Annotated in this window: 28 protein-coding genes; 11 read left to right on the forward strand and 17 right to left on the reverse strand. The window is 64.6% G+C overall.

Annotated elements, in window-relative coordinates; translation table 11 throughout:
• Positions 1-314 precede the first annotated feature (314 nt).
• From BLT08_RS19830 to BLT08_RS19840, 3 genes are all read right to left on the reverse strand, one after another.
• A complete protein-coding gene (locus tag BLT08_RS19830; RefSeq protein WP_090311506.1) occupies positions 315-626 on the reverse strand; it encodes a DUF7521 family protein in 312 nt (103 codons plus the stop codon).
• Positions 623-970, reverse strand: a complete 348-nt coding sequence (locus BLT08_RS19835) for an ArsR/SmtB family transcription factor (RefSeq protein WP_006091105.1) — start codon at positions 968-970, stop codon at positions 623-625. The genes BLT08_RS19830 and BLT08_RS19835 overlap by 4 nt, the downstream gene beginning before the upstream one ends.
• Before the next feature lie 173 nt (positions 971-1,143).
• Positions 1,144-1,854, reverse strand: a complete 711-nt coding sequence (locus BLT08_RS19840; RefSeq protein ID WP_090311509.1) for an alpha/beta hydrolase family protein — start codon at positions 1,852-1,854, stop codon at positions 1,144-1,146.
• A gap of 114 nt (positions 1,855-1,968) precedes the next feature.
• Here BLT08_RS19840 and BLT08_RS23180 point away from each other — a divergent pair, with 114 nt between their 5' ends.
• Complete coding sequence (locus BLT08_RS23180) at positions 1,969-2,133, forward strand: hypothetical protein (RefSeq protein WP_175529393.1); 165 nt, start codon at positions 1,969-1,971, stop codon at positions 2,131-2,133.
• A gap of 144 nt (positions 2,134-2,277) precedes the next feature.
• Positions 2,278-2,529 carry a hypothetical protein gene (locus BLT08_RS19845; RefSeq protein ID WP_245724287.1) on the forward strand — a complete coding sequence of 84 codons (252 nt, stop codon included), beginning with the start codon at positions 2,278-2,280 and terminating at the stop codon, positions 2,527-2,529.
• Between the two features lie 15 nt (positions 2,530-2,544).
• On the opposite strand, the gene BLT08_RS19850 is transcribed toward BLT08_RS19845, so the two are convergent.
• Positions 2,545-2,862, reverse strand: a complete 318-nt coding sequence (locus tag BLT08_RS19850) for a hypothetical protein (protein ID WP_245724288.1) — start codon at positions 2,860-2,862, stop codon at positions 2,545-2,547.
• A 183-nt stretch (positions 2,863-3,045) separates the two neighbouring features.
• Between BLT08_RS19850 and BLT08_RS19855 the strand changes: the two genes are divergently transcribed.
• Positions 3,046-3,279, forward strand: coding sequence for a hypothetical protein (locus BLT08_RS19855; protein ID WP_090311512.1), 234 nt, complete (start codon positions 3,046-3,048; stop codon positions 3,277-3,279).
• A gap of 43 nt (positions 3,280-3,322) precedes the next feature.
• On the opposite strand, the gene BLT08_RS19860 is transcribed toward BLT08_RS19855, so the two are convergent.
• The 4 genes from BLT08_RS19860 to BLT08_RS19875 form a co-directional block, all read right to left on the reverse strand.
• A complete protein-coding gene (locus BLT08_RS19860) occupies positions 3,323-4,417 on the reverse strand; it encodes a tyrosine-type recombinase/integrase (protein WP_090311514.1) in 1,095 nt (364 codons plus the stop codon).
• A 390-nt stretch (positions 4,418-4,807) separates the two neighbouring features.
• Entirely contained in the window at positions 4,808-5,611 is an 804-nt protein-coding gene (locus BLT08_RS19865; protein ID WP_090311516.1) for an ABC transporter ATP-binding protein, read from the reverse strand.
• A gap of 3 nt (positions 5,612-5,614) precedes the next feature.
• Positions 5,615-7,255, reverse strand: a complete 1,641-nt coding sequence (locus BLT08_RS19870) for a hypothetical protein (RefSeq protein ID WP_090311790.1) — start codon at positions 7,253-7,255, stop codon at positions 5,615-5,617.
• A 263-nt stretch (positions 7,256-7,518) separates the two neighbouring features.
• Positions 7,519-8,349: a DUF4097 family beta strand repeat-containing protein gene (locus BLT08_RS19875; protein ID WP_090311517.1), complete on the reverse strand. Its 831-nt coding sequence runs from the start codon at positions 8,347-8,349 to the stop codon at positions 7,519-7,521.
• A 288-nt stretch (positions 8,350-8,637) separates the two neighbouring features.
• Here BLT08_RS19875 and BLT08_RS19880 point away from each other — a divergent pair, with 288 nt between their 5' ends.
• Positions 8,638-9,783 carry a tyrosine-type recombinase/integrase gene (locus tag BLT08_RS19880; protein WP_090311520.1) on the forward strand — a complete coding sequence of 382 codons (1,146 nt, stop codon included), beginning with the start codon at positions 8,638-8,640 and terminating at the stop codon, positions 9,781-9,783.
• A 172-nt stretch (positions 9,784-9,955) separates the two neighbouring features.
• Here BLT08_RS19880 and BLT08_RS19885 read toward each other — a convergent pair whose 3' ends face one another.
• The 9 genes from BLT08_RS19885 to BLT08_RS19925 are packed head-to-tail and all read right to left on the reverse strand — an operon-like array spanning position 9,956 to position 18,447.
• The gene (locus tag BLT08_RS19885; protein ID WP_090311522.1) at positions 9,956-11,812 is read right to left on the reverse strand and encodes a Na(+)/H(+) antiporter subunit D; all 1,857 of its coding nucleotides are present in this window, start codon (positions 11,810-11,812) and stop codon (positions 9,956-9,958) included.
• A complete protein-coding gene (locus BLT08_RS19890) occupies positions 11,809-13,779 on the reverse strand; it encodes a proton-conducting transporter transmembrane domain-containing protein (protein ID WP_090311524.1) in 1,971 nt (656 codons plus the stop codon). Before BLT08_RS19890 ends, BLT08_RS19885 begins: the two co-directional genes overlap by 4 nt.
• Complete coding sequence (locus tag BLT08_RS19895; RefSeq protein WP_090311792.1) at positions 13,776-15,380, reverse strand: proton-conducting transporter transmembrane domain-containing protein; 1,605 nt, start codon at positions 15,378-15,380, stop codon at positions 13,776-13,778. Before BLT08_RS19895 ends, BLT08_RS19890 begins: the two co-directional genes overlap by 4 nt.
• Positions 15,373-15,753, reverse strand: a complete 381-nt coding sequence (locus BLT08_RS19900; RefSeq protein WP_090311526.1) for a cation:proton antiporter subunit C — start codon at positions 15,751-15,753, stop codon at positions 15,373-15,375. Before BLT08_RS19900 ends, BLT08_RS19895 begins: the two co-directional genes overlap by 8 nt.
• Positions 15,746-16,252 carry an MnhB domain-containing protein gene (locus tag BLT08_RS19905; RefSeq protein ID WP_090311528.1) on the reverse strand — a complete coding sequence of 169 codons (507 nt, stop codon included), beginning with the start codon at positions 16,250-16,252 and terminating at the stop codon, positions 15,746-15,748. Before BLT08_RS19905 ends, BLT08_RS19900 begins: the two co-directional genes overlap by 8 nt.
• Positions 16,252-16,800 (reverse strand): DUF4040 domain-containing protein, encoded by a 549-nt coding sequence (locus tag BLT08_RS19910; protein WP_006091089.1) that lies wholly within the window; start codon positions 16,798-16,800, stop codon positions 16,252-16,254. The genes BLT08_RS19905 and BLT08_RS19910 overlap by 1 nt, the downstream gene beginning before the upstream one ends.
• Positions 16,797-17,129 carry a monovalent cation/H(+) antiporter subunit G gene (gene mnhG / locus BLT08_RS19915; RefSeq protein ID WP_090311531.1) on the reverse strand — a complete coding sequence of 111 codons (333 nt, stop codon included), beginning with the start codon at positions 17,127-17,129 and terminating at the stop codon, positions 16,797-16,799. Before mnhG ends, BLT08_RS19910 begins: the two co-directional genes overlap by 4 nt.
• Entirely contained in the window at positions 17,126-17,413 is a 288-nt protein-coding gene (locus BLT08_RS19920; protein ID WP_090311533.1) for a cation:proton antiporter, read from the reverse strand. The genes mnhG and BLT08_RS19920 overlap by 4 nt, the downstream gene beginning before the upstream one ends.
• Entirely contained in the window at positions 17,410-18,447 is a 1,038-nt protein-coding gene (locus BLT08_RS19925; RefSeq protein ID WP_090311535.1) for a monovalent cation/H+ antiporter subunit E, read from the reverse strand. Before BLT08_RS19925 ends, BLT08_RS19920 begins: the two co-directional genes overlap by 4 nt.
• 246 nt (positions 18,448-18,693) lie before the next feature.
• Between BLT08_RS19925 and BLT08_RS23510 the strand changes: the two genes are divergently transcribed.
• The 7 genes from BLT08_RS23510 (at position 18,694) to BLT08_RS19955 (ending at position 25,499) form a co-directional block, all read left to right on the forward strand.
• A complete protein-coding gene (locus tag BLT08_RS23510) occupies positions 18,694-18,867 on the forward strand; it encodes a hypothetical protein (protein WP_245724289.1) in 174 nt (57 codons plus the stop codon).
• A 3-nt stretch (positions 18,868-18,870) separates the two neighbouring features.
• Positions 18,871-19,242, forward strand: coding sequence for a (2Fe-2S) ferredoxin domain-containing protein (locus BLT08_RS19930; protein WP_090311537.1), 372 nt, complete (start codon positions 18,871-18,873; stop codon positions 19,240-19,242).
• Positions 19,243-19,300: 58 nt separating this feature from the next.
• Complete coding sequence (locus BLT08_RS19935; protein WP_090311538.1) at positions 19,301-20,968, forward strand: class I adenylate-forming enzyme family protein; 1,668 nt, start codon at positions 19,301-19,303, stop codon at positions 20,966-20,968.
• Between the two features lie 5 nt (positions 20,969-20,973).
• The gene (locus tag BLT08_RS19940; protein WP_090311540.1) at positions 20,974-21,582 is read left to right on the forward strand and encodes a MaoC family dehydratase; all 609 of its coding nucleotides are present in this window, start codon (positions 20,974-20,976) and stop codon (positions 21,580-21,582) included.
• A 108-nt stretch (positions 21,583-21,690) separates the two neighbouring features.
• On the forward strand, positions 21,691-22,872 hold the full coding sequence (locus BLT08_RS19945) for a thiolase family protein (protein ID WP_090311542.1): 1,182 nt from the start codon (positions 21,691-21,693) through the stop codon (positions 22,870-22,872).
• A gap of 61 nt (positions 22,873-22,933) precedes the next feature.
• Positions 22,934-24,298 (forward strand): MmgE/PrpD family protein, encoded by a 1,365-nt coding sequence (locus BLT08_RS19950; protein ID WP_090311544.1) that lies wholly within the window; start codon positions 22,934-22,936, stop codon positions 24,296-24,298.
• Positions 24,299-24,428: 130 nt separating this feature from the next.
• The gene (locus BLT08_RS19955) at positions 24,429-25,499 is read left to right on the forward strand and encodes a quinone-dependent dihydroorotate dehydrogenase (RefSeq protein ID WP_090311546.1); all 1,071 of its coding nucleotides are present in this window, start codon (positions 24,429-24,431) and stop codon (positions 25,497-25,499) included.
• The last annotated feature ends 7 nt before the right edge of the window (positions 25,500-25,506 follow it).

Raw genomic sequence — 25,506 nt, forward strand, 5'->3', positions numbered from 1 at the left:
AGGGAGCGGGAGGGTCCTTCCCTCCGAACGGCGTGTGTCGTCGGACCCGATCATCCCAACGGCCCAACGGTGCCACTCCGCTGACGAACTGCTGCCCCCGGCGGACGATCACGTGCCGGACCACGGTTGTCCGGACGGTCTCCCCGACAAAGTGGTCCCCCAGTCCCCGCCTCCGCTTCGGCCCCACGAACCCGACACTCGTCTCAGTTTTGCAGCCAGTAGGACCCAGCGTGCTCGACCCATACGGTAAGTCATCTCCAGAGCATCAGCGAGCCATCTTGCGGTCGTCCAGTAACCAGTTACAGCAGCCCGTCTCAGTGGTGGCCGTACAGCGAGTACATGATCGCGACCAGTCCGAGAAGTCGACTCACGTTCTCGAGAAAGACCGTGACGACCTGTCCCGGGCTGGCAATCGTCGTGACCGTGACGTTGATCAGGAACGGACAAAGCGTTAACAAGAGCAATCCAGTGGCGAGATAGAGCATCGATCCCGCGTCGTTGCGACGGTAGCCGCGGTAGGCCTGATAGGCGATGACCGTACCGAACAGCGCGACGAGAAAGAGCGTCGCTACGGTCAAGAGTTCGAACAACGGTGCTTCGTCGATCCGGACGATGTCCTGGCTCATCGCATCCCCTCCCACAGACGGGTGAACTTGTCGGCGACGTCTTCCTCGCGATACGTTACCTCGAGTTCGAACGAGCCGTCCTCGAGGGAGAGCTCGAGATGTTCGAGGTTCGCGCTGTAGACGCTGTAGTGATTTCCGTCGGGTGCGAGCTCCGTCTCTTCGGTGACAAGCTGGCACTCCTCGAGGCGGTCGAGTCGACGATAAATCGTCGGTAGGGACGCATCACACCGGTCACTCAGGGTACTGGCAGACATGGGTTCGATGCTCGTATGGGTGAGGATTTTGCGTGCGTACTCGTCGTCGAGCACCGCGAGTACTGTCGACAGATCGGTATCCTCACTCACTGCTACCTGTTCGTTCCGGCAACGCTATGAAAAACGGTCCGGTTTTTCTGACCGAGAGAATCCGCTCTCGAGGCCGACCGGTGGCGATTTGGGACTGCTGTCGATACTTGAAAATCGGTTCGAGCGGCCGAGAAGAATGATATATCGATATGCGATTTATCGTGGCGAGGCGATCACTGCGTCTCGAGCCAGTGAAACGTCCGCTCGAGCAGCCGTTCTTCCGCTTCTGACGAGAACAGGTGGCCTTCCTCGGCGAACGTCTCGAGGAGGAGATTCGTCTCGAGTGCAGCCGTGGCCTCGATGCTGTGGGAAACGTCGACGGAGTCGTCCTGCCGGCCGTGGAAGATAGCGACCGGAACGTCGATCGAGTCCGCGACGTCGTCGAACGCGTAGTCGTCGAAGTCCGCGAAGAACCGCTGATCGATCCGATCACCGGTGTCGAACTGACACGCACCCTCGCCCTCGACGACCGTTCGGTACGCGTCGAACGTGGGGTTGTAGGTCACGGGGGCCCGCGTAACGATTGCCTCGAGACGCTCGTCCTCGGCAGCAGCGTGGAACGCGACCTTGCCGCCGAAACTCGAGCCGAACAGCGCGTACGACGGTGGTTCGAACCACTCGACGACGGCCGCCAGATCTGCGAGCTTCGAACTGAGCGTCTGGTCGACGAACGCGCCGTCGGACTCGCCACAGCCCCGAAAGTCGAACCGAACGGCGTTGTACCCCCGTTCGACCGCTCGACGACAGCGTCGCTCGTAGCTCCCCGATTTGTCGCTCAGGAAGCCGTGACAGAAGACCAGCCAGTCGTCTCCGGTCGCCTCGTGGTGGACGGCGGCGACGGATTCGCCGTCGCCGACCGGGATACGATGGTCCGTTTCGGCCATTGTGTGTCCTCTCGAGACTTACGACCGTAGGCGTTGTCGTTCGTGGTGGATTAGCACCGTGCGGCTTCCATCGCTGGCACACCGTTTACGCACCGGCGTGGCGACTGCCTCGGTATGACCCGCACGACCTATCGATGCACCTGCGGCGCGCTGTTGAAGTTCGCACAGGATCTCGAGAAGGAGTCCGGGATCACGACGCGGAGCTGGAAGTGTACGGACTGCGGGACGCCCGTTCCGGGACAGATCGCCGAGAAGGTCCGCCACCAGCATCCGTCCTGATCCCCGTCCCCGGTCCAATCGAAAGGGGCGTCGCGTGCCGGTTCGGCACTGTTCGACGCGGTTCGCACACGGCATCGCAAGCACCGCCGATATGTCTCGGAGGGGAAACAACCAACGTACACGATGGATCGCAACCGTAGGCGCATGCTCGAACTGACGGGACTCGCTGCAGTCGGCTCGATAACCCTGCTCGCCGGGTGCAGCGACGAGGGCCCCGGTGACGAGGAGCCGGACGACGGCGAACCGGACGAGAACGACGGCGATGGGGGGAACGGTGACAACGGCGACGACGAGCAGGCCGAGCATCCCGACGAAGTCGGCGACGAGGGCGACGCCGGTGCCGATGACGCGGCGGAGCCGACGGGCGGCGCTCCCGATGAAGACGACGATAACTGAGTACGTCGAAGATCGTTACTGACGGTCGGCCTCGAGTTCGTACTCGAGAGCGAGCCGACGCTGTCGTGCGTATCGCCACTGCACGTATCCGTAGTAGACCAGCGAGAAGCCGGTGAGAACTCCCAGTACGATGGTCGAGGCCAATAACGCGACCAGCGGTTCGATCGTCGTTTCGAAAGGGCGGGAGAGGAACTGCTCGAGCGCTTGCCGTTGAGCCGCCGAGAGACCCACGACGAAGGCGTACCAGGCGAACGAGAGCGTGCTCGCGGCCCAGAGAACGAGGCAGGTCGCGGAGACGAGCCAGCCACGTCGCTGGAGCGTCGCGTCACCCATCCGTCTCTCTCCTCGATGGGACGGCGAAATTCGACTTCCGAATGTACATCGGTACTCGTGACCGCCTTTGCGTGAACACGAACAACCGAATCGCGATCCATTGTCGCCTGCATTTGGCCGAGAGTTATATCGGGTTCAGTCACGTGCACAGGTAGTTGTATCGGCAGGTCGTATCGCGCGAATATGACCGACGAGCGACGTCAGGACAACGGCGGTTCAGATCGATCGGAAACGTCTGAAAGAGATAGATTGGCACCGCCGGGTTCGCCAGGCGGAGCCGCGGCCGCTGCCTCCGTGCTGTGGGGCGCCGTCGCCTTCCTCCATCTGGAATCGATCGGTATCGGATTGTTGGTGTTCCTGGCAGTTCTCACGTCACTCGAAGCGATCGCTGGGTTCGCGACCGAACGCACCGACTGAAGACGGACCGTATTCGAGCGAGAAATGCCGAAGCAACGGACGATCACTCGTCGTCGAACACTTCGGTATTGTCCGCACCCAACTCGCTCGCTTCGATGTGGGAGTACATCGTCGACGTCGTCTTCGGATCGGCGTGGCGAAGGGTTCGCTGGGCCCGCTGTGCGCCGTGTTCCCTGTACAACGTTTCACCGACCCCCCGTCGAGCGCCGTGGAGGGTCAGATACTCGCCGTCCGCGAGTCCGGGTACGTCAGCTTCGTCCGACAGTCGTTTCAACAGCGTTCGCGTCCCGGAGATGGTCACCGACGGCGGTTCGATCGCGTTCTCGAGAACGAACGTCCACGGGTCAGCGTCGGAGACGTCGTATCCCGCATTTCGAATACGCTCGTACAACGACGGCGGATGTCTCGAGGGGAACACCGGCCACGACTCGGCAGGCGGGTCGACGAGCGACCGAAGTCGGCACAGCGGGTCGATCGTCTGACCCGTCAGTCCGACCTCCTCCCGATCCTGGCTCTTGCCGAAGACCTGGATAACACCGTTCTCGAGGTCGACGTCGGACCACCGCAGTCCGTTTCGGCGGTCGTGTCGTGAATCGGCTACCACCTCCGATCCGCGGACGCCCGTGTACGCGAGGACGGTGATCAGTGCGCGATCGCGAACCGCTTCGACGGCGTCGCTGCCCTGTTCGTCGACCGCCGCTCGAGCACGTTCGTCGACGTATTCGATGATCGCCGTTCGTTGTTCAGGATGCCAGAACTGCTGGTCGCCGCTGTCGGTCGTCGCCACCGGAAGCGGTTTTCTCGCTTCGCGTTTCTCGGCGGGGTTCTCCCCGAGGACGCCCACTTCGACGGATCGGGCCAACAGCGCCGAGACGTAGTTGTAGTACGTTTGTGCAGTCGAGGCGTTAATCGCATCGGCGTGTGCCCGACGCTTGAGGTGCGACGCGTAGTTCCGCATCGTCAGTGGCGACACCCCCTCGAGCGTGTCGACGTCCCGGTCGGCACACCAGTCGATCCAGCTCTCGAGACTGTACTCGAGGTTCTGTGCGTAGTTGCCGTCGCGCTCGGCGACGAACTCGGCTGTCGCCGCCTCGAGCGGCGTTTCCCCGGACGAACCCCCGGATTCGGTATCTACCATCGACTCAACTTCGGAGACGGAAGCAACCCTCCTAAATCCACCGTACATTATTGGGCTAATGTACTGTGCACTCGCAAAGCAAGTTGTATAGCGGTATGAATGCCCAGCTGTGCAATATTCGGGGGTATTGCTCTGCTTACCGAAGTGTGTAAATCCTATGATGGTATATCAATTCTCTATCGTTTTGGGAGTCGGGGTCGTGGAATCTCCTCAGTGATTTTCATTGGAAGAAATTCGAACGTGTGTACCGTGTGCGTCGGCACCGACTCCCTACACCTGTGCACCGTGTGCCGTGTGCGTCGGTGCCAGCGCTGCGGTAGCGTGCACACGCGAGTGCAGTATCCCACAGTTCTGGTAACCGAACGCCGAGAGTACTGGCAGCCCGACGAGTCACTCGGACTCCGGGTCCGTCGTTACGTCGAGAAACACTGCTTCGAGCGTCGATTCGTCACCGGATTCCATCCGATCGACGAGCACGCCGGGCGCACCTTCTTCGACGAGTCGTCCCTCGTAGAGAATCCCTACCTCGGTTGCGATTCGTTCGACCACTGGCAGGATGTGTGTCGACAGAAAAACGGTCGTTCCGTTTGCCGCGAGCTCGCTCAACACCTCACGAACGGTTCGTCTGGCGTGCGGATCGAGCCCACCCGTCGGCTCGTCCAAGAAAACGACGTCCGGTTCGTGCAGAATGGCCTGAATCAGGCCGGTCTTCTTGCGCATCCCCTTCGAGTAGGTCACGATCCGATCGTCGGCATCGTCGGTGAGCTCGAAGCGGTCGAGCAACGTCTCGATGCGGACGTCGAGTTCGTCCGGGCTCATATCTCGTAGTCCGCCGTGGTACTCGAGTTGCTCGCGAGCCGTGAACTCCTCGTGTATCGGCGGTGATTCGGGCAGGTATCCGATGTGGTCGACGACCGCCTCCCGGTCGGTGATCGGCGCTCCGGCGACGTGACCGGTGCCGGTGGTCGGTGGCAGCAACGACGTCAGCATCCGGATCGTAGTCGTTTTGCCCGCGCCATTGGGTCCGAGAAAGCCGTACACCGTGCCGGGTTCGATCTCGAGAGTCAGGTCGTCGACGGCCGTCGTCGCACCGTACTGTTTCGTCAGTCCGTCCGTGGCGACGGCGAGTTGATCGCGCCGCTCGGGATCGATCGACCGTGTCTTTGCGTTCGTGTCGTTCGTTCTGTCTGTCATGGATTAGCCTCGTCTGATTCGGTACCGACGGTATCGATCGATAGCGATTCGGGACGCCGCTTTCGAAACGCCAGCAGCAACGAGTATCGTGGCGAAGAGCGCACCGAGTCGAACGACGCCGGTCGACAGACCGAGTACTGCGAGCCGTTCGTACACCGGTGGAGAGTTCCCCAGAAAGGCTGGCAGTCCCACGAGTGACACGATCACGAAGACCCCCCCGAGCCTGAGGAACGGAACCAGCCCCATTTCGGTATACACCGGAACGTCGGTGAAGAAAAACGGAGCGGGAACGAACTCGTGGCGCTCAACACCGGTTCCGATCGCGACGCCGACCGAGGCGGTAGCCGCGCAGATGGCGATACCGACGAGGACGAGCAGGATCGTCTCCGCGATACCGACGGGAGCCACGAGTCCGAGCGGAAAGACGACTGCCGTGACGACGACGACCCCGACGGTAAGTGCAGCCAGGAGGTAGCCGCCGACGAACTGCCGTCCACCGACCGTGGTCAACAGCATCGGCAGCGTTCGGTACTCGATCCCGAACGGATCGGTCCCGAAGGCGATGCCAGCCGCGAGTCCGAGCGATATCGTCAGGAACAACAGCAGCCCGTTCGGCCCCCCGGCGATACTGAACGTCGGGAGGAGGACCAGCGCTGCAAACAGGAGTACGTACCCCGTCGACAGCAGCCCTCGTGGAACGCGTCGTTCCATGAGCCAGCGCTCTCGAGCGATGGTACGGACGGGCCGCGAGACGTAGTCTCCGAGAAGGCGATCGAGCCAGCCGTCCGCAGTAAGTGTGCGTGAGCCGTGAGAGCCGCTCGAACTGGCCGGTTCGGACTCCCAGATCCGACGGGCGACCGCGACGGTTACGGCCACGGCGGGCGGCACCGTGAGGACGACGAGTCCGAGTGCACCCAGCCCACGATGGGTCTCGATAGCCGGCAGATCACCTGCACCGAGGAGCGCGAGGTCGACGAACCACGCGAGCGGTTGTGACTCGAGGGCGGAGCGCAGCGGAGCGACCGACAGCGACGCCTCCTGGAGCAACAACCATCCGGCGAGTAGCGGCACCCAGCCGAACACGACGAGCAAGTCCCTGTAGAACCCTCCTCGGGTTAGCCGCGTTCCAACGAGATAGACGGTGAGCCTGGCCGCAACGCCGACGCCGACGGCGAGAGCCGTGACGCCGAGGGTCGCCGCTACGATCGTCACCGCAACCGCCGGCGACCGGAGCCCGAACGCGGCCCCGACTCCGACGCCGACCGTTGGCAGGGCGATCACCGCGACTACTCGGGCATAGACGAACAGGAGTACTCCCGTGGCGGCGGCTCGGGTCGGAACGGTAGTGAGAAGCATGTCGGGAGCCAGGCGCTCGAATCGCATGTGCGTCAATGTTGCACTCCGCCACACCAACCAGCCGAACAGCACGACGACGAGAATCCAGAGGGCCTCGAGCGGTATCGCCCGCTCGGAAGCGAGGTCCCGGCCGGCCGAGTAGGCTAGCATCCCCGAGACGACCGCAACGATCAGTAACACGCCGCGAACGATTCCAGGTCCGATTCCCTGCCGACCGAACTCACGGCGGTAGCGCCGCCGTTCGGCACGGGCAATCGCGAAACTCTGCTGGAGCCACCGTGGTATCATCGTGACTCGGTACACGCACTCGATTGCTCGTCGTTCCGGATCGCGTCCCCCCGACGTGAACGGTTCGGCCAAACGAGTAACTGACCGCGTCTCGACCGAGTCGTCCCTTCAGGAGTTCGCCGCCGTCGTTTCATCTTCGAACGAGCGTGCAATGTAGTAGTTACGGTCAAAAAATCAATCCGTATTACTAAATATATTTTGATTTTCACACTCAATCGACAGCTATCGACCGTGAACGGCCCCGGTACCCACCGGGACGATCACTACTCCCGGCCCCTCACCGTCACGTCTCCCGTTTCCGTCGAAACCTCGAGTCGCGTCGCTCCGTCACCGACGACGGCTTCGATCAACGAATCGCCGGACATCTCCGGGAGGTCTTCCACGTCGGTAACTTCGATCTGGCCCGTCTCGGTCGTGATCTCGAGCGTTAAATCGAGTTCGTCGGGAACGCGCAGATCGATAGAACCCGTCGACGACTCGATGGTTGCGTCGTCGTCGATCCCGGACAGCGAGACGTCCACGTCGCCGGTGTCGGTGACGAGTCGGTCGATCGACGTGGGATCCTCGACAGCGAGGTCGCCGGTCTCCGTCGCGGCCGAGACGATCCCTTCGACGGCCGTTGCACTCAGATCTCCCGTTTCGGAGGTTATCTGAAGGTTTCCTACGACGTCATTCACGTCGAGATCCCCCGCCTTCGATTCGATCCGTCGCACCTCGAGTCGGTCCGGAACGGCGACCGAGAGGTCGAGCACCGGATCGGGACGGAGCCCGAAGACGGTCCGTGCGTCGTCTCGGTCGACCGAAATATCGAGGACGCCGTCGGCGGCCGTCGTCGACAGGCCGACCGACTCGAGGTCGTCGCGGCTGACGGCCGCCTTCTGTCCCTCGATGTCGATCGCGTCCGTCGGTGTCGCGCGAACGTCGACGTCGCCGAGCGTCGTCGAGACCGTTACCGCCCGCAGTTCGTCCGTGGTGTGTGTCTTCGTTACCGTTTGCTCGACGCCTCGGCTCCTCGAGAGACAGCCGGCGACGCCGCAGAGGACCCCACCGGCGGCGCCGGCCAGCACGGAGCGGCGTGACGCCTGACGTGTCATAGGGTGGCGTACGCCGTCAGCGGCCATAATGGCGACCGTCACGAGAAGCGAGAGTCCGTTCGGACCGACAGTTCGTTCGATTGATCTCGTTTCTTTCCGGAGGCGTGAGACCGAAACACAGATTTAGGGTGGTGGACCAGTACCGTACGAACAGATGATTCGCGGCGTCGATTCCACCGGCTGCGCTCGCCGTGTCCTCGGCAGCCGCGAGCGAACGACGTCCCGAAACGGTATGACTCAGGAACAGCCCTCACATATCGAGCCGTTCGTCGAGCGGGTGATCGAACCGTGAGCAACGCCGACGGCGTCACCGTCGTCGACGCGGTCGACGCCTACCTCCAGCGGAAGGCCGTCGGCGACCCCGACGGTCCCGGTGCCGGAACCTACGCGTCGAACGCCGAGTCGATTCTGCGGCGCTGGGGCGACTGGCTCGAGACCGAACACGGCGTCGTCTCGCTGTTTTCCCTCGAGACCGAACAGATGCGGGCGTACGCCGTCGAGTTGCGGTCTCGGGCCGACCGCGGCGAGTACGCGGCGTCGACCGCCGGGACCTACTACGCGGTCGTCCGAGCGTTTCTCTCGTGGTGCGTCCGCGGCGGCATTCTCGAGTCGAACCCGGCCGCGGCCGACGCTGCCGAATCCGCCCTCCCCGCCGGAGACGATCGATCCAGCGACGAGTTCTGGACGGCCGCGCAGCGCCGACGGCTCCGGACGCACGTCCGCGAACGCGCACTCGAGGCCTCGGCAGGCGAACTCGACCGGGAGGAACGCTGCAGCCGACTGCGAGAGTACGCGATGGTCGCCCTCCTGGCTCACTCCGGGGTTCGCGGCTCCGAACTGTTTCGCGTCCCCGACGACGAACGGCGCACGGGGGCGACCTGGGACGACGTCGACTTCTATACGGGAACGATCCGCGTGCTCGGGAAATCACAGCGACTCGAGGACGTGCCACTGCCGGCATCCGCCCGGACGCCGCTGCGACGCTACCGGGTCGTTCTCGATCCGCCGTCGAACGACTGGCCGCTGTTTCCGACGCGTCACGCGCCATCGATCGCCCGTCGCGTCAGGAGCGTACTGGCGGACCGGGGCCACACCGAGCCCGAAATCGACGCGCTTCTCGCGGAGACGACGGCGACCCGACTCGCTCGCGAGCGTTCGATCGCGCCACCGGCGATCACTACCGAAGGTGCTCGTTCGGTCCTGAAACGGCTCTGTGAGGACGCGGACGTCAACATCGACGGCGACTACCTGACGCCGCGAGGAGTCCGGGAGACCGCCGACGGAGACAGCGATCTGTACCGGCGCGAAGCGACGACGTCGAAGCCCGCGCTCCGCGCGTCGGTCCTCGAGCGAACGATCGCCGTCCCGGAATCGCCGCCTTCGATCATCGACGTCGGCTCGAGCGACCGTGACGAGCAGTCGGAACAGGACTGAGACGATAGCGGAGCCCAGATGAGTGCGGTTTTCGACAGGAAAGACTGTCCGACGTGGGTTTGATACGTGAGTGGTCTCTCGAGCGACAGCCGTCGAACGTTGACTGACGGTTCTCGGGGGTGGTGAATCAGTTCGGCGGAGACGGAAAGCAGGAACTCGTCCGAGGCGAATTTCAGCTGATGAGCAGCCAGAGGACGACCGTGAGTACGATCGTGAGCAACAGGACGGTCGTGCCGATGCTAATCCGAAGGTGAATCGTCGACGGACGGCCGCCGTCGGCCGGCCGGCGCTCCTCGGCGTCGACCATCGGAAGCCGACGAGCGGCCGCGTCGACGGCCAGCACGGGGTTGTTCCCAACCCAGTAACAGCGTTTGACGAAGCTGACGACCGCGTTGTCGACCGCGGCGTACGTCCCCGTGGTCGCTCGCATCGTTCCGCGACCGACGTGGTAGGTGATGGGGTTGACGATCAACGCCGGGTCGGAGTAGTCGAGCTTCGAGAGCGGCTTGCGGATGAGCTTGAAGCCGACAGCCGAGACGGCGATCAGGATAGCCGCGTCCTGCAAGTGCCCGATGCTGTAGGGGGTCAGCGTCTGACCTTCGCCGCCGGGGCCGAGGAACTCCGTCCCGTCGATCAACGGCAACAGATCGGTGAAGACCGGCCAACCGATCACCGGCAGCCCGAGGACGACACACGCGCCACCGACGGAGAACATCGCCGTGATCTGGCCAGTTTTTGCGTCTCTGACCTCCCGATCGCTCTCGCCGTGGAAGAAGACGTAGAAGCCGAGCTTGATGAACGAGAGGAAGGTCCCGATCGCACCGATGAAGAGCAGCCAGTACAGGGCCTGATACTCGGATCCGCCGTAGTAGTGCGGATCGGCGGCGTCGAGGACCATCCCCTTGCTGATGAAGCCGCTGAAGCCGGGGACGGCGGTAATCGAGAGCGCGCCGATGAAGAAGGCGATCGCGGTCAGCGGCATCTCCCGCCAGAGTCCGCCGAGTTTGTAGAGGTCGTTCTCCCGCGTGCGGTAGATGACGACCCCGACGGCCATGAACAGCAGGCTCTTGTAGAGCACGTTGTTGAACAGGTGCCCCATCGCGCCGGCGGCACCGATCGTGGTCCCGATACCGATCCCGGCCACCATGTAGCCCAGCTGGGCCTGGATGTGGTAGGACAGCAGCGCGCGCATATCGTGCTGGAGCAGCGCGAAGACGACGCCGTAGACGGCCATCAGCCCGCCCATGTAGGCGAGGTAGATGTTCCCCTCCGGAACCGCACGCAGGAGGACGTACGCGCTCGTCTTCGTGGTAAAGGCTGCGAGGAACACCGACGCGGCGAAATGGGGCCGCGGATAGGTGTCCGGCAGCCAGGTGTGGAAGCCGACGAACGCGACGTTGACGCCGATCCCGAGGATCGCGAGCAACATCGGCAGCCCCTCCGCGAACCCGCCCGCCAGCAGGGCGTTCGGATAGTCGACGCCCTCGCCGAAGACGAACGTCCCGACCTGCGCGTAGTGGGCGATCACCGCGAACAGCACGAGGCTGCCGCCGATACCGTGGGCGATCGCGTACCGATAGCCCGCGCGGACGGCGTCGCCGCCGTAGTGCCAGACCAGGACGGTGCTCGTCAGCGCCATGATCTCCCACATGAAGACGAGGACGAGCCAGTCGCCTGCGAAAGCCACGCCGAACGCGCTCGCGACGTACGCCAGCGCGAACGCGGCCATCGTTTTGGTGGCTTCACTCGAGTACGCGTAGATCACGGCGAACGTGCCGAGGAAGCCGAGGGCGATCCCCATCATTCGGGTGAACTCGTCGATGTAGAACGGCCGAATATCGGAGAATCCGAGGAAGGTCCCCGTGAGGTGGGCACCCTCTGGAGCGAAGACTGCAATGGCCACCACAGCAGCGAGGCTGAGCGCACCGATCGCGAAGCCGAGGATGCGCGGCAGGACGAGCACGAGCAGGGCCGCCGCGAAGACGATCAGCGGCGGGTAGGCCATCGTCAGTAGGTCTGCTTCGATCATCGATCGATCACCTCCATCGCCTCCTCGAGCGAGAGATCGTGTAACTCGTTAAACGAGTCGACGCCGAAGACGCCCTCGACGATGTACATCGCGAGGTCGAGGAAGACGGCGTAGTCGGGGATCACGCCGAGCGTGACCGCGCCGGTCGCGATGACGCTGATCGGGAAGATCATGAGCCACGTGCTCTCGGTGAACGGCGAGTGGCGTTCCCAGCCGCCGGCCGGCGGGCCGCCGTGGTGGTGGTCGCCGTGATCGTGATGGTCTTCGGCGTGGTCGTCGTGGGTCTCTGCATCCTCGGGAACGGTGTGGTCGCTCGGATACTTGTCGACAGCATATTCGGGCTCGTCTTCGTCGTTGACTGTCTCGGGCGTGCCGGCGCCTTTGGCCTCTGTTTCGTCGTCCCGTTCGTCCGCAGGCTGCGGTTGGCCGCTTTCGGGCTTCTCGTCGGATCGATCGCCACCGTCGGTCGCGACCGCCGCATCGTCTTCGAAGTACGACTCGCGTTTGCCGCCCGGCGGGAACTCGAGCAGCGGTTTCGCGTCGTGGCGATCCTCGCTCTCGAAGAAGGCCGTGTAGACGACCGGCCAGAGGTAGGCGATGTTGAGGATCCCGGAGACGATCAGCGCGGTGGCGAAGAGCCAGTAGCCGCCACCGACCGAGCCGGAGCCGATCAACATGTAGAACTTGCTGACGAAGCCGGCGATCAGCGGCATGCCGGCCATTCCGGCCGCGCCGATGGCGAACGCGGACATCGTCAGCGGCATCCGCTTGCCGATGCCGGCCATCTCGCTGACGTAGTCGGTGTGGGTCTCGACGTGGACCGCCCCCGCACAGAAGAACAGGGTGAGCTTCCCGAACGCGTGGGCAGGGATGTGGAACAGTGCCCCGAGGATCGCGAGCGGATGGAGCATCGAGAGCCCCAGTACGATGTAGGACAGCTGTGCCGTCGTCGAGAACGCGAGCCGGCGTTTCAGGTGATCCTTTCGCAGGGCGATGATACTCGCCGCCGTAAGCGTGAACGCGGCCAGTATCGCGAGCGGGATATTCAGCCCTACCTCCCCGACTCCGGGAACGCTCAACGGCAGATCGTAGATGAGTCCCGGACCGAAGACGTCGAGGATAACGCGTGCCACCCCGAACGCGCCGGATTTGACGACCGCCACTGCGTGGAGCAGTCCCGAAACCGGCGTCGGCGCGACCATCGCGTCGGCCAGCCAGGAGTGAAGCGGCATCACCGCGGCCTTGACTCCGAAGCCGGCGATCAGCAGGTAGAAGGCGGCCTGAGCGAAGACGGGGTCGGCCTGTGCGGCCTCGGCGAGCATCCCGATACCGCCGGATTCGAAGGCCAGATGCGCCTCGCCCGCTGGATCGGCGCTACTGGTGAGCCAGTAGACCAGCACGGTCCCGGCCAGCAGGAAGACCCCGCCGCCGAAGAACGTGTACGCGAGGTACTTCCGCCCCGCGATTCGGGCCTCGTTGTCCTCGTTGTGGGCGACCAGCGGGTAGGTGACGAGGCTCAGTAGCTCGTAGAAGATGAAGATCGTCACCAGGTTGCCGGCGAAGGCGATCCCGATCGCCGTCGAGAGACTGGCCGCGAAGGAGGCGAAAAAGCGCGTCTGAGCGTGTTCGTCGAGCCCTCGCATGTAGCCCGCGGCGTAAAAGGAGGTGAAGATCCAGAGGAAACTCGCGAGCAAGGCGAACAGCAGTCCCAGCGGATCGGCACGCAACACGAAGTCGATTCCCGCGAGGAACTCGACGCCGAGGGAGTCCGCGAGACTCCACTCGTAGACGGTGCCGTCCATCACACCGGGGAGCATGCTGAGGATGATTCCGAACTTCGCCAGTGCGGCGACGACCGACCAGCTCTCGCGGACGTTCGGATAGCGATACGACGCGATGATCAGACACATCGCGAGCGCCGAGACGAGGACGGCGGCTAACGGACGTGGGTCTGCAACTTCAGTCATTCAGTAAACACCTCCGACGTAAACGGCTCGAGCCACTCGAAGAACGCACCACCGGCGAAGCCGAGCAAGACGGCGGCGACGGCGATGACGACGAGGATTCCGAGCATGCCGATCGAGACGGCGTCGGGGGATCCTCGGCGGAACGAATCGCGACCGAGGGCCGTGGCGCCGTCGTGGTCGTCGGCGCCAGTATCAGTTCCACCGTCAGCCGCGACCGGTCCTGGTGAGTGTGGCGATTCAACCGGTATCGCCGGCGTGAAGTACATCTTCTCGAGCAGCCGGGCCGAGTAGGCTAGCGTAAGCATGGTGCTGAGGAAGATGACGACGGCGACGGGCCAGACCTCTGCTTCGACCGCGCCGACGGCGACGTACCACTTACCGATGAAGCCGGCCGACGGCGGGATGCCGATCAGCGCGATCAGTAAGATTGCGATCGAGCCGGCGGTGTACGGCCTGTGTTCGGCGAGGCCGGCGTAGCCGTCGACGGTCCGGGCGCCGTAGCCGAGCGCGACGACGCCGGCGGCGACGAACAGCCCGGCCTTGATGACGCCGTGGCCGATCAGGTGGATCACCGCGCCGACGAACGCCGTCTGCGTGACGAGCCCGTAGGCCGCGACGATGAGACCGAACTGCGCGACCGAAGAGTACGCGAACATCCGCTTGACGTCTCGCTGGATCACCGCGAGGGTGCTGCCGGCGAGGACGCTCACGCAGCCGACCGTGACGACGATCTCGGTCAGATACGGCGTCGCGGTGAGGAACTCGGGGCCGAAGACGTTGTACATGATTCGGCCGAGCGCGTACGCCGAAACTGTCGAGACGAGCGCCGCGATCACCGGCGTCACGCCGTCGGGGGCGTGCTGGTAGGCATCGGGCTGCCACGTGTGCAGGGGCCACTGGGCCACCTTCAGCGCGAAGCCGATGAAGATGAAGGCGAACGCCGCACGGAGCAGCGTGAGATCGCTGCCGCCCTCCTCGGCGACCAGCGGAATCGCCTCGCCGAGAACGTCCATGTTCAGGGCGCCGGTCGCCATGAAGAGGAAGCCGACGCCGATGAGGTACAGCGAGGCCCCCATCGTTCCGAGGATGAGGTACTTCAGTGCTGCAACCGCGGATTCGGGACCGTCGCCGGCGGCGATCATGGCGTAGGTCGCCAGCCCGACGATCTCGAGGAAGACGAACATGTTGAACACGTCGCCGGTCAGCGAGAGCCCGAGCAGGCCACCGATGAGCAGCAGGTAGCCGGTGTAGAACGTGTTCCCGCGCGGCCCGCCTACGCGCGTGTACGCGAGGACACCCGCGGCGGTGACGGTGACGAGCAGGGCGATCAACACGGAGAACTCGTCGGCGACGAGTTCGATGCCGACCCCCTGCGGTCGGTCTGCCGTCTCGCCCCACCCGCCGAGGACGTGGACGACACGGCCGGTCTCGTAGACGGCGGCCGCGAGGTAGACCGTAGCCGCGGTCAACGCGGTGGTCGTCAGCGCGGCGACGGACCAGCCCGTGCGCTCGAACCGGAGGCCGAGGACGATCGGTACGGCCGCCAGCAGGATCGGCACGGCGACCAGCAGGGCCGGCAGCATCTCGGCGAGACTACTCATCGGCACGCACCTCCCGGAGCGTGTCTTCGCGGAGGGTTCCGTACTCCGCGTAGATGCGGACGATGAGCGCGAGACCGACGGCCGTCAGCGCGATCCCGACGACAATTGCAGTCAGCACGATCACGTGCGGGAGCGGACTCGCCATGAGACCGGGATCGCTTCCATCCGACGGAACGATCGGCGCGTTTCCGCCTTCGACGTAGGCGACCGCGACGAAAAACAGGAAGATCGCGGTCTGGAAGAGATTGACCCCGATCAGCTTCTTCACGAGGTTCTCGTTGGCGATGATCATGTAGATCCCGATGCCCATCAGGACGAACATCAGTGCGTAGGCGTACCGCGTCGTGAGGACGTCGAGTGTCCCCTCAATCATCGTCGCTCACCTCCCGATCGAGAGAGTCGGTTCCGCGACTGCGGCGTTCGGGCGTAAAGCCCGCGGCCGTCGCGAAGAACAGCGTGATGACGACGCCGGCGACGATCAGTGCGACGCCGCCGACCTCGATCGCTTCCATCCCCCAGTAGTGGGCGATGCCGAACGTCTCGCTGAAGGCGTCGTACTCGAGGAAGTTCCCCCCGAGCGCCATGGTGGCGAGACCGGTTGCGATGAAGATGGTGACACCACCGGTGACGAGTCCGACGACGAAGGAGTTCTTCAGCCACTGACGGGTGGGTTCGATTCCGAACGCGAAGGCGAGCATGAGCACGGTGACGCCGATGATCGCGCCGCCCTGGAAGCTCCCACCGGGCGTGTCGGCCCCGTGGAGGCTCATGAACATGCCGTAGGTGAGCGTAAACGGTGCGATGATCTTGACCGTCGTCATGATCACCTGACTCTCGGTGTAGGTATCGTCGTAGGAGTCGGTCTGAGACATTAGGTGAACACCTCCCGTTTGAGAACGAGGAGAACGGCGACGCCGGCGGCGAAGACGACGACCGCCTCGCCGAAGGTGTCGAACCCACGGTAGGAGGCCAACACTGCGCTAACCGCGTTCTGCGCGCCGGTGTCGGCGTACGTTTCCTGCAGGTAGTACAGCGAGGGCGTCTGCTCGAGCACGCCGCCGCCCCAGATCGGCGCGTCTTCGGTGCCGACCGCGTACATATCCGGAAGCAGCGTCAGCGTCACGAGGACGAACGCGCCCACGGCGACGACGGCGGGCACGCTCACTCGTTCGAACAGTTGATCGGTCGGCGGACGACTCGTCCGCGCGATAGTCAAGAGGAGCAGAATCGTCGTCACCCCGGCGCCGATCGCGGCCTCGGTCATCGCGACGTCGGGCGCGAGCAGGTACGTGTAGAGGATCGCCATGCCGAGGCTGTAGGCGCCGAAGACGACGATCGCCGAGAGGACGTCACGGAACAGGGCCGTGGCGATCGCGGTCAGCAGGATGAAGACGGCGAGGGTGAGGGCGAACGGGCTCATTTGGTCTCACCCTCCTCCTCCGACTCTTTCGTCCACGGGTCGATACCGCTCTCTGCGGCCGAGCGAGCGATCGCGTGGGCCGCGGTCGGATTCGTGATGAAGACGAAAAACAGCAACAAGACGGTGTACACCGTCGCGTGCTGCCAGCCGAGCGCGAGTGCGACGGCTGCGAGTGCGAGCCCCGCACCGAGCGTGTCCGCCTGGGATGCGGTGTGTGCGCGGGCGTAGACGTCGGGCAATCGAAGCACGCCCATCGCCGAAACGAACGTGAAGAACAGTCCGAAAGCGATGAGGACGATGATCGCCCAGAATCGGATCGACTCGATCACAGCACACCACCTCGCTCGACGGTGAACTTCGAGATGGCGACCGCCATCAAGAAGTTGAGCAGGGCGTAGATCAACGCGATGTCGAGGAACCACGGCTCGTCGAGCCCCGCAGCCAGCAAGGCCAGGATGACGACCGTGTTCGTCCCGAGCACGTTGACGGCGAGCAAGCGGTCCTGCGTCGTCGGCCCCGCGACGGCCCGATAGAACATCATGATCGCGAGAACGACGAACAGCGCCGCCGCGCCGAGGAAGACCTCCTCGACCGTCACGCCGCTCGGAATCACTGCTCGTCACCTCCGAGAATCTCGGTATCCCCGCGTTCGCGAGGCGACGCGATCGCAGCCGCTTCGCGGCCGTGGAAGACGAATCTGACGGCGCGCTCGAGCGACCCGTCGAAGAGATCCTCGCGGGCCGACGGGATCAGCGTGTGCACGATCAGCCGTTGGTCGTCGCCGCGGACCACGAGCGTCCCCGGCGTGAGCGTGATACTGTTCGCGAGCGCGAGCAGCGGGAGTCCGCCCCTGACTCGGGCGTTGAGACGAGTCATCGTGGGATCGATCGGCAGCGACGGCCGCAGGATCACGATCGAAATCGCGAGGTTGGCCTTGACGATCTCCCAGATGAGATACGGGACGTAGAGGCCGAATCGGAGCGTTCGAATCGGCGACTGGATCCGATCGAGCGGGAACGTGAACGTGATGTGTGCGAGCGAGACGGAGACGATGCCGGCGACCGCCGCGCCCGTCACGAGATCGAACCAGTAGGTCGGGTCCCCGAGAATCAGATAGAAACCGTAGGAGATCCAGAATAGGGCGAACAGGCGGTCGAAGCGTTCGGTCCCGTCGCCGACCAGTCGCTCGTGGCGCGCCGGTCGTTCGACCGGTGCCTCGTCGTACGCCAACCCGACGGCGTCGAGTTCGCGTTCGATCGACTGGAGCATCTGGGCCGTCGCACCCGGCTGATACTCCGGGTCGAGCACGACCAGTTCGATGTCGTGTTCGCGCGCGTAGTCGTCGAACGCACTGGCAAAGTCGCGGGGACCGAAGAGATACTCGTCGGTGCCGAGCAGCGTCGTCTCGACCGTGATCGGCCCACTGCCGGCGTCCTCTCGAACCCAGTTGGCCGCTTTCGAGAGGAGCTCTTTGGCCGCCTCGGTCTCCTGTTGGCCCTCGATGAGGTCCGCCTCGTGGGGTAACGCGACCACCAGATGGACCTCGAGTTCGTCCGCTCGTTCGAGACCGGACTGAACCGCGTAGCCGACCGTCTGTCGAACGGTCACCGTATCCGACAGCGGTACGAGCACTCGTTCAGCCGCCACGGCGCGTCCCTCCTCGAGACAGTCGATAGATATTCATGTCACTCGTCGTTAGTCGAGTCAAGCGGTAGCCGTAGGAAAACGATTTCGTTATCCGCCAGACGAACTGACGGTTCAGCGAATTGTATCGGGCGAATCGTGACAACGTGGGACGTTTTTCGCCGACTCGGTAACGCGTCCGAGAGCGGGGCGGCTGACCGACCGATACTTTTACAACCATGTTTTCACTACTTCAAATTGACTTTCTCCATGGAGACGAGCGACGCCGTCCACAGCCGATTCGAAACCGCCCACACCGATCTGACGCCGTTCCAGGTCACGACCGGACTCCCGTTCGTCGGGTCGTTTACCCCCGTCCGACGTCGCGCGGGCCCGTCCACAGACGCCGACGGCACACACGAGTGTCTCACGGTCAGTCCATAACCAATGCAAAACCGAACCGAAAAACAGCGCGACCGGCTCGCCGCACAGGTGTTCGTCTGTACGAACGACCGCGACTCGGAGTACGCCTGCTGTGCCGACGTCGGCGGGCAGGAGACCCTCGAGGCGGTCAAATCCTGGCTCCGCGAGCGCAACGCGTTCTGGAGCCCGATCTCGGTGACCGAAACCGCCTGTTTGGGCCTCTGCAGCGAGGCGGGGACGGCCATCGCCATCCAGCCGCGAAACCGGTGGTACTCCGACGTTCAGCCCGAAGACGTCCCCGAACTCCTCGAGCGCGAGTTCGGGCCGAACGCCGACCGCGTGGGCGAGGCGTACAGCGAGCACGCCGATGGCGGCGAGCACACAGCCGCCGAGTGAGAAACGGGCACACGGCACAACGGTTTTGTCGTCCGATTCCGACTGATCGCGTACGATAATGCTCGCCTGGCCGGAGAAAACCATCTACGAGGGCGTGGCGTCGGTCGCGTCGGATCGACCGGACCGGACGGCCGTCGTCTTTCGAGGAACCGATTGGAGCTACGCGGAACTGCTCGAGGAGAGCCGCGCGCTCGCTCACGGACTCGCCGATCTGGGCGTCTCGGCGGGCGACGTCGTCGCCGTCTGGCTCGGGAACCGGCCGGAGTGGATCGTCAGTCAGCTCGCGACGTCGTTCCTCGGCGCGGCGATGGTCGCCGTCAACACGCGCTACCGAACCCACGAACTCGAGTACATGCTCACCGATTCGGTAGCGAGCGTACTCGTCACCGAGGAGTCACTGCTCGGCCGGAACTACCACGAGATGCTCGAGACCGCCGTTCCCGAACTCGCGACGCAATCACCCGACTCGTTCGCTCCCGGCTCGATTCCCGCACTCGAGGGCGTCGTCAGCCTCGACTCGCCGTCGAACCTGTCGGCACTGCGCGGGTACGAGAGCGTCCTCGAGACGGGACGTGATCGACTTGGGGGTGAGCGACGGAACGACGGACGAAACTCGCTCGAGCCGGCGTCCGATCCGACCGCCCCGGCAGCCATCTTCTACACGAGTGGCACGACGAGCGATCCGAAGGGCTGTCTGCAGTCGAATCGGTCGCTGCTGAACCACTCCGCTCACGTCGCGGATCATCTGGGCGTCACCGACGAGGATGTTGGCGTCGCAACGCTCCCGTTCTGCGGGATCTGGGGGTACAACACCCTGTTCAGCCACCTCGCGACCGGCGCGACACTCGTCGCGAAGACGCACTTCGATCCCGAGGCGACCCTCGAGTTGGTCGACGAGTACGACGCGACCGCCCTCACGGGACTCGGCGTGATGTTCGAACGGCTGCTCGAGCACGAGTCCTTCGCGCGGTCGCGCGTGGGGACGATCGAACGCGGCGTCGTCGGATTCGTCAGTAAGGGGTTCGACGAGGCGCTGTTCGAGCGCATCGAGGAGACGTTCGGCTTTCCCGTCGTCCAGCCCTACGGGCTCTCCGAGGCGAACAGCCAGATCTTCGTCGGCGATCCGGCCGACTCGATGTCCCGACGGAAGCGCGTCGGCGGGCCACCGATCCATCCGGCGATCGACGCGACGATCGTCGATCCCGAGACGCGGGAGGAGCTACCGACCGGCGAGGAGGGCGAACTCGCCCTCCGGGGCTACCTGCTCGCGGACGGCTATCTCGGCAACCCCGAAGCGACTGCCGAAGCCTTCGACGAGTCGGGCTGGTTCTACACCGGCGATCTCTGTACGATGGACGACGACGGTTACGTCTACTACCGCTCGAGACTCGACGACGCGCTCCGAACGCGTGGGTTTCTCGTCGCACCTCGAGAGATCGCGGCTACCGTTGAGGAGCACCCGGCCGTTCGCTCCTGCGAAGTCGTCGGCGCACCCCATCCTCGTCACGGTGAGGTGCCGGTCGCGTTCGTCGTCGCAGCCGATGACAGAGGTTTCAACGTGTCCGCAGCGGATCTCGAGTCGTTCCTCGACGACCGCGTGGCCGACTACAAGGTGCCCGCCGCGTTCGAGTTCGTCGACGAGTTCCCGACGACGGAGGGACCAAACGGCGAGAAGGTACAGAAAACGCTATTGCGAGATCGGGTGCAGGATCGATTCACCGAGTGAAAAATATGACCGACACCACAGAGACGGACGAAGGAGACGAACTGAACGAAACACACAGCCCAGACGACGAATCGACCGATAAACGCCTCGTCAGCGGGTGGCACGGCCGCTACTACGAGGACTTTCAGGTGGGAGATATCTACAAACACCCGTTCGGACGCACCGTCACCGAGACGGACAACGTCTGGATGACGAACGTGACGATGAACCTCAACCCGATGCACTTCAACGAGGCGTACGCCGCCGAGACGGAGTTCGGCGAGCGCCTCGTCGACGGCACCTTCGTCATCGCGCTCGCGGTCGGGATGAGCGTCATCGACATCTCCGTGAACGCGACCGCAAACCTCGGCTACGACAACATTCGGCATCACGCACCCGTCTTCCACGGTGACACCATCTACGCCGAGAGCGAAGTGCTGAGCAAGCGGGAACTCGAGTCCCGCGACCACGTCGGCATCGTCGAAACCGAACTCCGGGCGTACAACCAAGACGGGGAGCACGTGTTGACACTCGAGCGCACGCCGATGGTGTTGAAACGCGAGCACGCCGAGCCGTCGGCCGCGACGCCGCCGGGGTGGCTCGAAGGGATCGGGACGCAACCCGAGGAACTGTAGCCGGACGATCACCCGAGCGCTCGAGCGAGAACCGAATCGGAGCGGCGCCGTCGCCACGCCGCAGAACCTGGGTCAAGTTTGATCCCGTTTCGTGTCGACAGAACGACTATGACTGAGCCAGATACCGACGTCGTCCTCGTCGACGGCGCACGAACGCCACACGGAACGTTACTCGGATCGCTCGCGAACGTCGAACCGGTCGAGTTAGGCCGCATAGCCGTAGACGGCCTCCTCGAGCGAGTTTCTATCGACGACACGGACGTCGACTGGGTGGCCCTCGGCAACGCCATCCAGGCCGGAATCGGCCAGGTGCCCGGTCGGCAGGTCGTCGTGAAATCCGAACTGCCGAACGAGACGCGCGCGACGACGATCAACGAGGCCTCGGGATCGGGGGTGAGCGCCATCTCGCTCGCGGCGGACCGAATCGCGGCCGGTCGGGCCGAGTTCGCGGTCGCCGGCGGCTTCGAGTCCATGTCGAACGCCCCGTGGATCCTGCCGGACTACCGGAAGGGGCGTCGCTACGGCAACGTCGAACTCGAGGACTCGATGCTGCTCGACTCGCTGTGGGACGTGAACCTCGACGTCCACATGGGCGAGATCACCGAGGGGCTGGTCGACCGCGAGGAGGTTTCGCGCGAAGCACAGGACGAGTACGCCCTCGAGAGCCACCAGCGCGCCGCCGAAGCGATCGACTCCGGCACGTTCGACGACGAAATCGTCCCCGTCGAGACGAACGGGGAGACGGTCGACACCGACCAGGGACCGCGACCCGACTCGACGTTGGAGGACCTGGCCGAACTGCCGACGCCGTTCGCGGAGGGCGGTACGATCACCCCCGGAAACGCTTCGAAGCTCAGCGACGGCGCGGGCACGGTGTTGCTGGCCGACGAGGCCGCAGCCGAAGACCGCGGGCTCGAGCCGATGGCGCGCGTCGTCGACTACGCGACCGCCTACCGGGACCCCGATCGGTTCAACGAGGCCGTCGGCGACGTCGTCGAGGATCTACTCGATCGAAACGATCTCGCCGTCGACGACGTCGACGCCTACTGGATCAACGAGGCGTTCGCCGCCCAGGCGGTGTACGTGATGGATCGAATCGGCATTCCCCGTGAACGCGTGAACCCGAACGGCGGGGCGGTCGCCTTCGGCCATCCGATCGGCGCCTCCGGCGGGATGCTCGCGGCCAGCCTCGCCTACCAATTCCGTGACGATCCGGACGTCTCCCGCGGCTTCGTCGGCATGAGCATCGGTGGCGGCGGCGCGATCATGGCGCTGCTCGAGGAGCGGTGAGCGCGTCCGGCGATCAGTATCAGAGAGAAAACCTATACCGCTTACTCCGCACGGTACGGGCATGACGAGTACGAGCCCGGCGGCCGAGCGGACGACCGCGGATCTCGCGGCGTTCGTGGCATCGCTCTCGAGCGAAGACGTCCCCGAAGACGCGCTCCGGCTGGCCGAGCGAGCGGTTCTCGACACCGTCGGCGTGACGCTGGCAGGTGCGGGCGACGACGCCGGTGAGATTGCCGCGGCCGCGCTGAGCGACGGAGACGGGACGGCGACCGTACTCGGACGCGACGAAAGCCTCCCCCTCGCGGATACCGTGTTCGCGAACGCGACTGCGGGACACGCCCTCGATTTCGACGACGTCGCGCTCGCCGCGATGGACGGCCATCCGAGCGTTCCGATGGTTCCAGCCCTGCTGGCGGTCGGCGAACGTGAAGGTGCGAGCGGAAGCGAGCTGCTGACGGCCTTCGTCGCGGGATTCGAAACTCAGAACTACCTCTCGCGACCGATCAGTCCCGGTCACTACGAAGGCGGCTGGCACGCGACGTCCACGATCGGCGTCTTCGGCGCCGCCGCGGCCGTGAGCCGGTTGCTCGAACTCTCCCCCGAGCGCGCCGAGCACGCGCTTGCGATCGCCGCCTCGATGCCGGCCGGACTCAAGCGGAACTTCGGCTCGACGACCAAGCCGATCCACGCCGGACAGGCGGCCCGTTCGGGGACGACCGCGGCGCTGCTCGCGGCCGAGGGAGCGACGGCGGATCCGAGCGCGGTCGACGGCGAGGGCGGCTTCTTCGACCTGTACTGCGGCGACGAACGGCCGAACTTCGGCCGACTGCCGGCGTTGGGAACCCGGTGGTCGCTGCTCGAGGACGGCATCGACGTCAAGAAGTACCCTTGCTGTTACTACACCCACGCCGCGATCTACGCCGCGAGCGAACTGGCGGACGCACACGGTCTCGAGGCCGGAACGATCGACGAGGTCGCCGTGACGGCCTCACAGGGAGCCGCGGACGCGCTCGAGTACGACGATCCGGACACCGGACTCGAGGCGAAGTTCTCGATGCCGTTTCTGATCGCGAGCGCCATCGCCCGGGAGCACGTCGATCTGGCCGCGTTCGACGCGGAGCAGCTCGACGAACCAGCAGTGCAGTTCGTCCGCGAACGGGTGCGGCTGACGGTCGACGACGAACTGCCGTACGACTCGAACGAGGCGCGCGTCGAGATCACGGCGCGCGACGGCGAGACGTACGAACGCACTCAGCGGCGACCGCCGGGCACGCACGACGAGCCGCTCTCGGACGACGAACTCCACGAGAAGTTCCGGATGTGCGCCGAGCGCGCGCCGGGGACCGTCGACGTCGACGGCGCCGTAGAGTCGCTCGACTCGCTTCGAACGGTATCGGACGTGAGGACGCTGCTCGAGCGGCTCTAGCTCACCCACGGACCGACGACCGAGACCGTGCCGTAATTGCGTCGACATCGTATCCGAACCCGTACCGAGACCGGCCAGCCCTTCGAAGCCTTCGAGACGTTTAGGTAGCAGCCGTTCGGAACGGTTGCTAATGACGCTGTACTCGCGGGTTCGTCCCCTCGCGTTCAAACTTCCAGCCGAGACGGCCCACGACCTCGGCAAGCGGACGCTCCGGACGGCCCAGTCGACGTGGCCCACGCGAACGGCCATCTCAGCTGCATATCAGTACGAGCATCCGGCCCTCGAGGTCGACCTGTTCGACACCACGTTTCCGAACCCCGTCGGCGTCGCCGCGGGGTTCGACAAGAACGCCGAAGTGACCCACGCCCTCGAGGCGCTCGGCTTCGGCTTCGTCGAGATCGGCACCGTGACGCCGTACCCCCAGTCTGGGAACGAGCGACCGCGGCTGTTCCGTCTGCAAGAAGACGAGGCGATGGTCAACCGGATGGGATTCAACGGGCAGGGGATGGAGCGCGTGAAGTCGCGACTCGAGCGCGACGGCACGCCCGGCTTCCCGCTCGGCGTGAACATCGGCAAGATGAACTCCTCGAACGAACGGGAGGCGATCGAAGATTACCGACGCGTCTTCGATCGGCTCTCGCCGTTCGCCGACTACGTCGTCGTCAACGTCTCCTGTCCGAACACGCCCGACGAGTTCGACGAGGCCTCCCCCGACCACCTGCGAGAGATCTTCGAGACGCTCGAGGACGAAAACGACGCGGACGTGCCGATGCTGGTCAAGATCGGTCCCGACGAGCCCGAGGCGTCCGTACTCGATCTCGTCGACATCGTCCAGGAGTTCGATCTCGACGGTATCGTCGCGACGAACACCTCCACGAGTCGCGAGGGGCTCGAGTCACCGAACCGGGAGGAGTGGGGTGGCCTCAGCGGCAATCCGCTCCAGGACCGATCGACGGACGTGATTCGGACGGTCGCCGAGTACACGGACGGCGATCTCCCGATCGTCGGCGTCGGTGGCGTCGACTCGCCGGGCAGCGCCTACGAGAAGATTCTGGCCGGCGCCTCGCTCGTCCAGCTGTACACCGGATTCGTCTACGAGGGGCCGTCGACGGCGAAACGGATCAATCGAGGGCTGGTACAGCTACTCGAGCGGGACGGGTTCGCCTCGGTCGAGGAGGCCGTGGGGGCGGGCCTCGACTAGGGCCGCG

Origin of the sequence: Natronorubrum texcoconense (genome assembly GCF_900100335.1) — an archaeon.
GTDB lineage: Archaea > Halobacteriota > Halobacteria > Halobacteriales > Natrialbaceae > Natronorubrum > Natronorubrum texcoconense.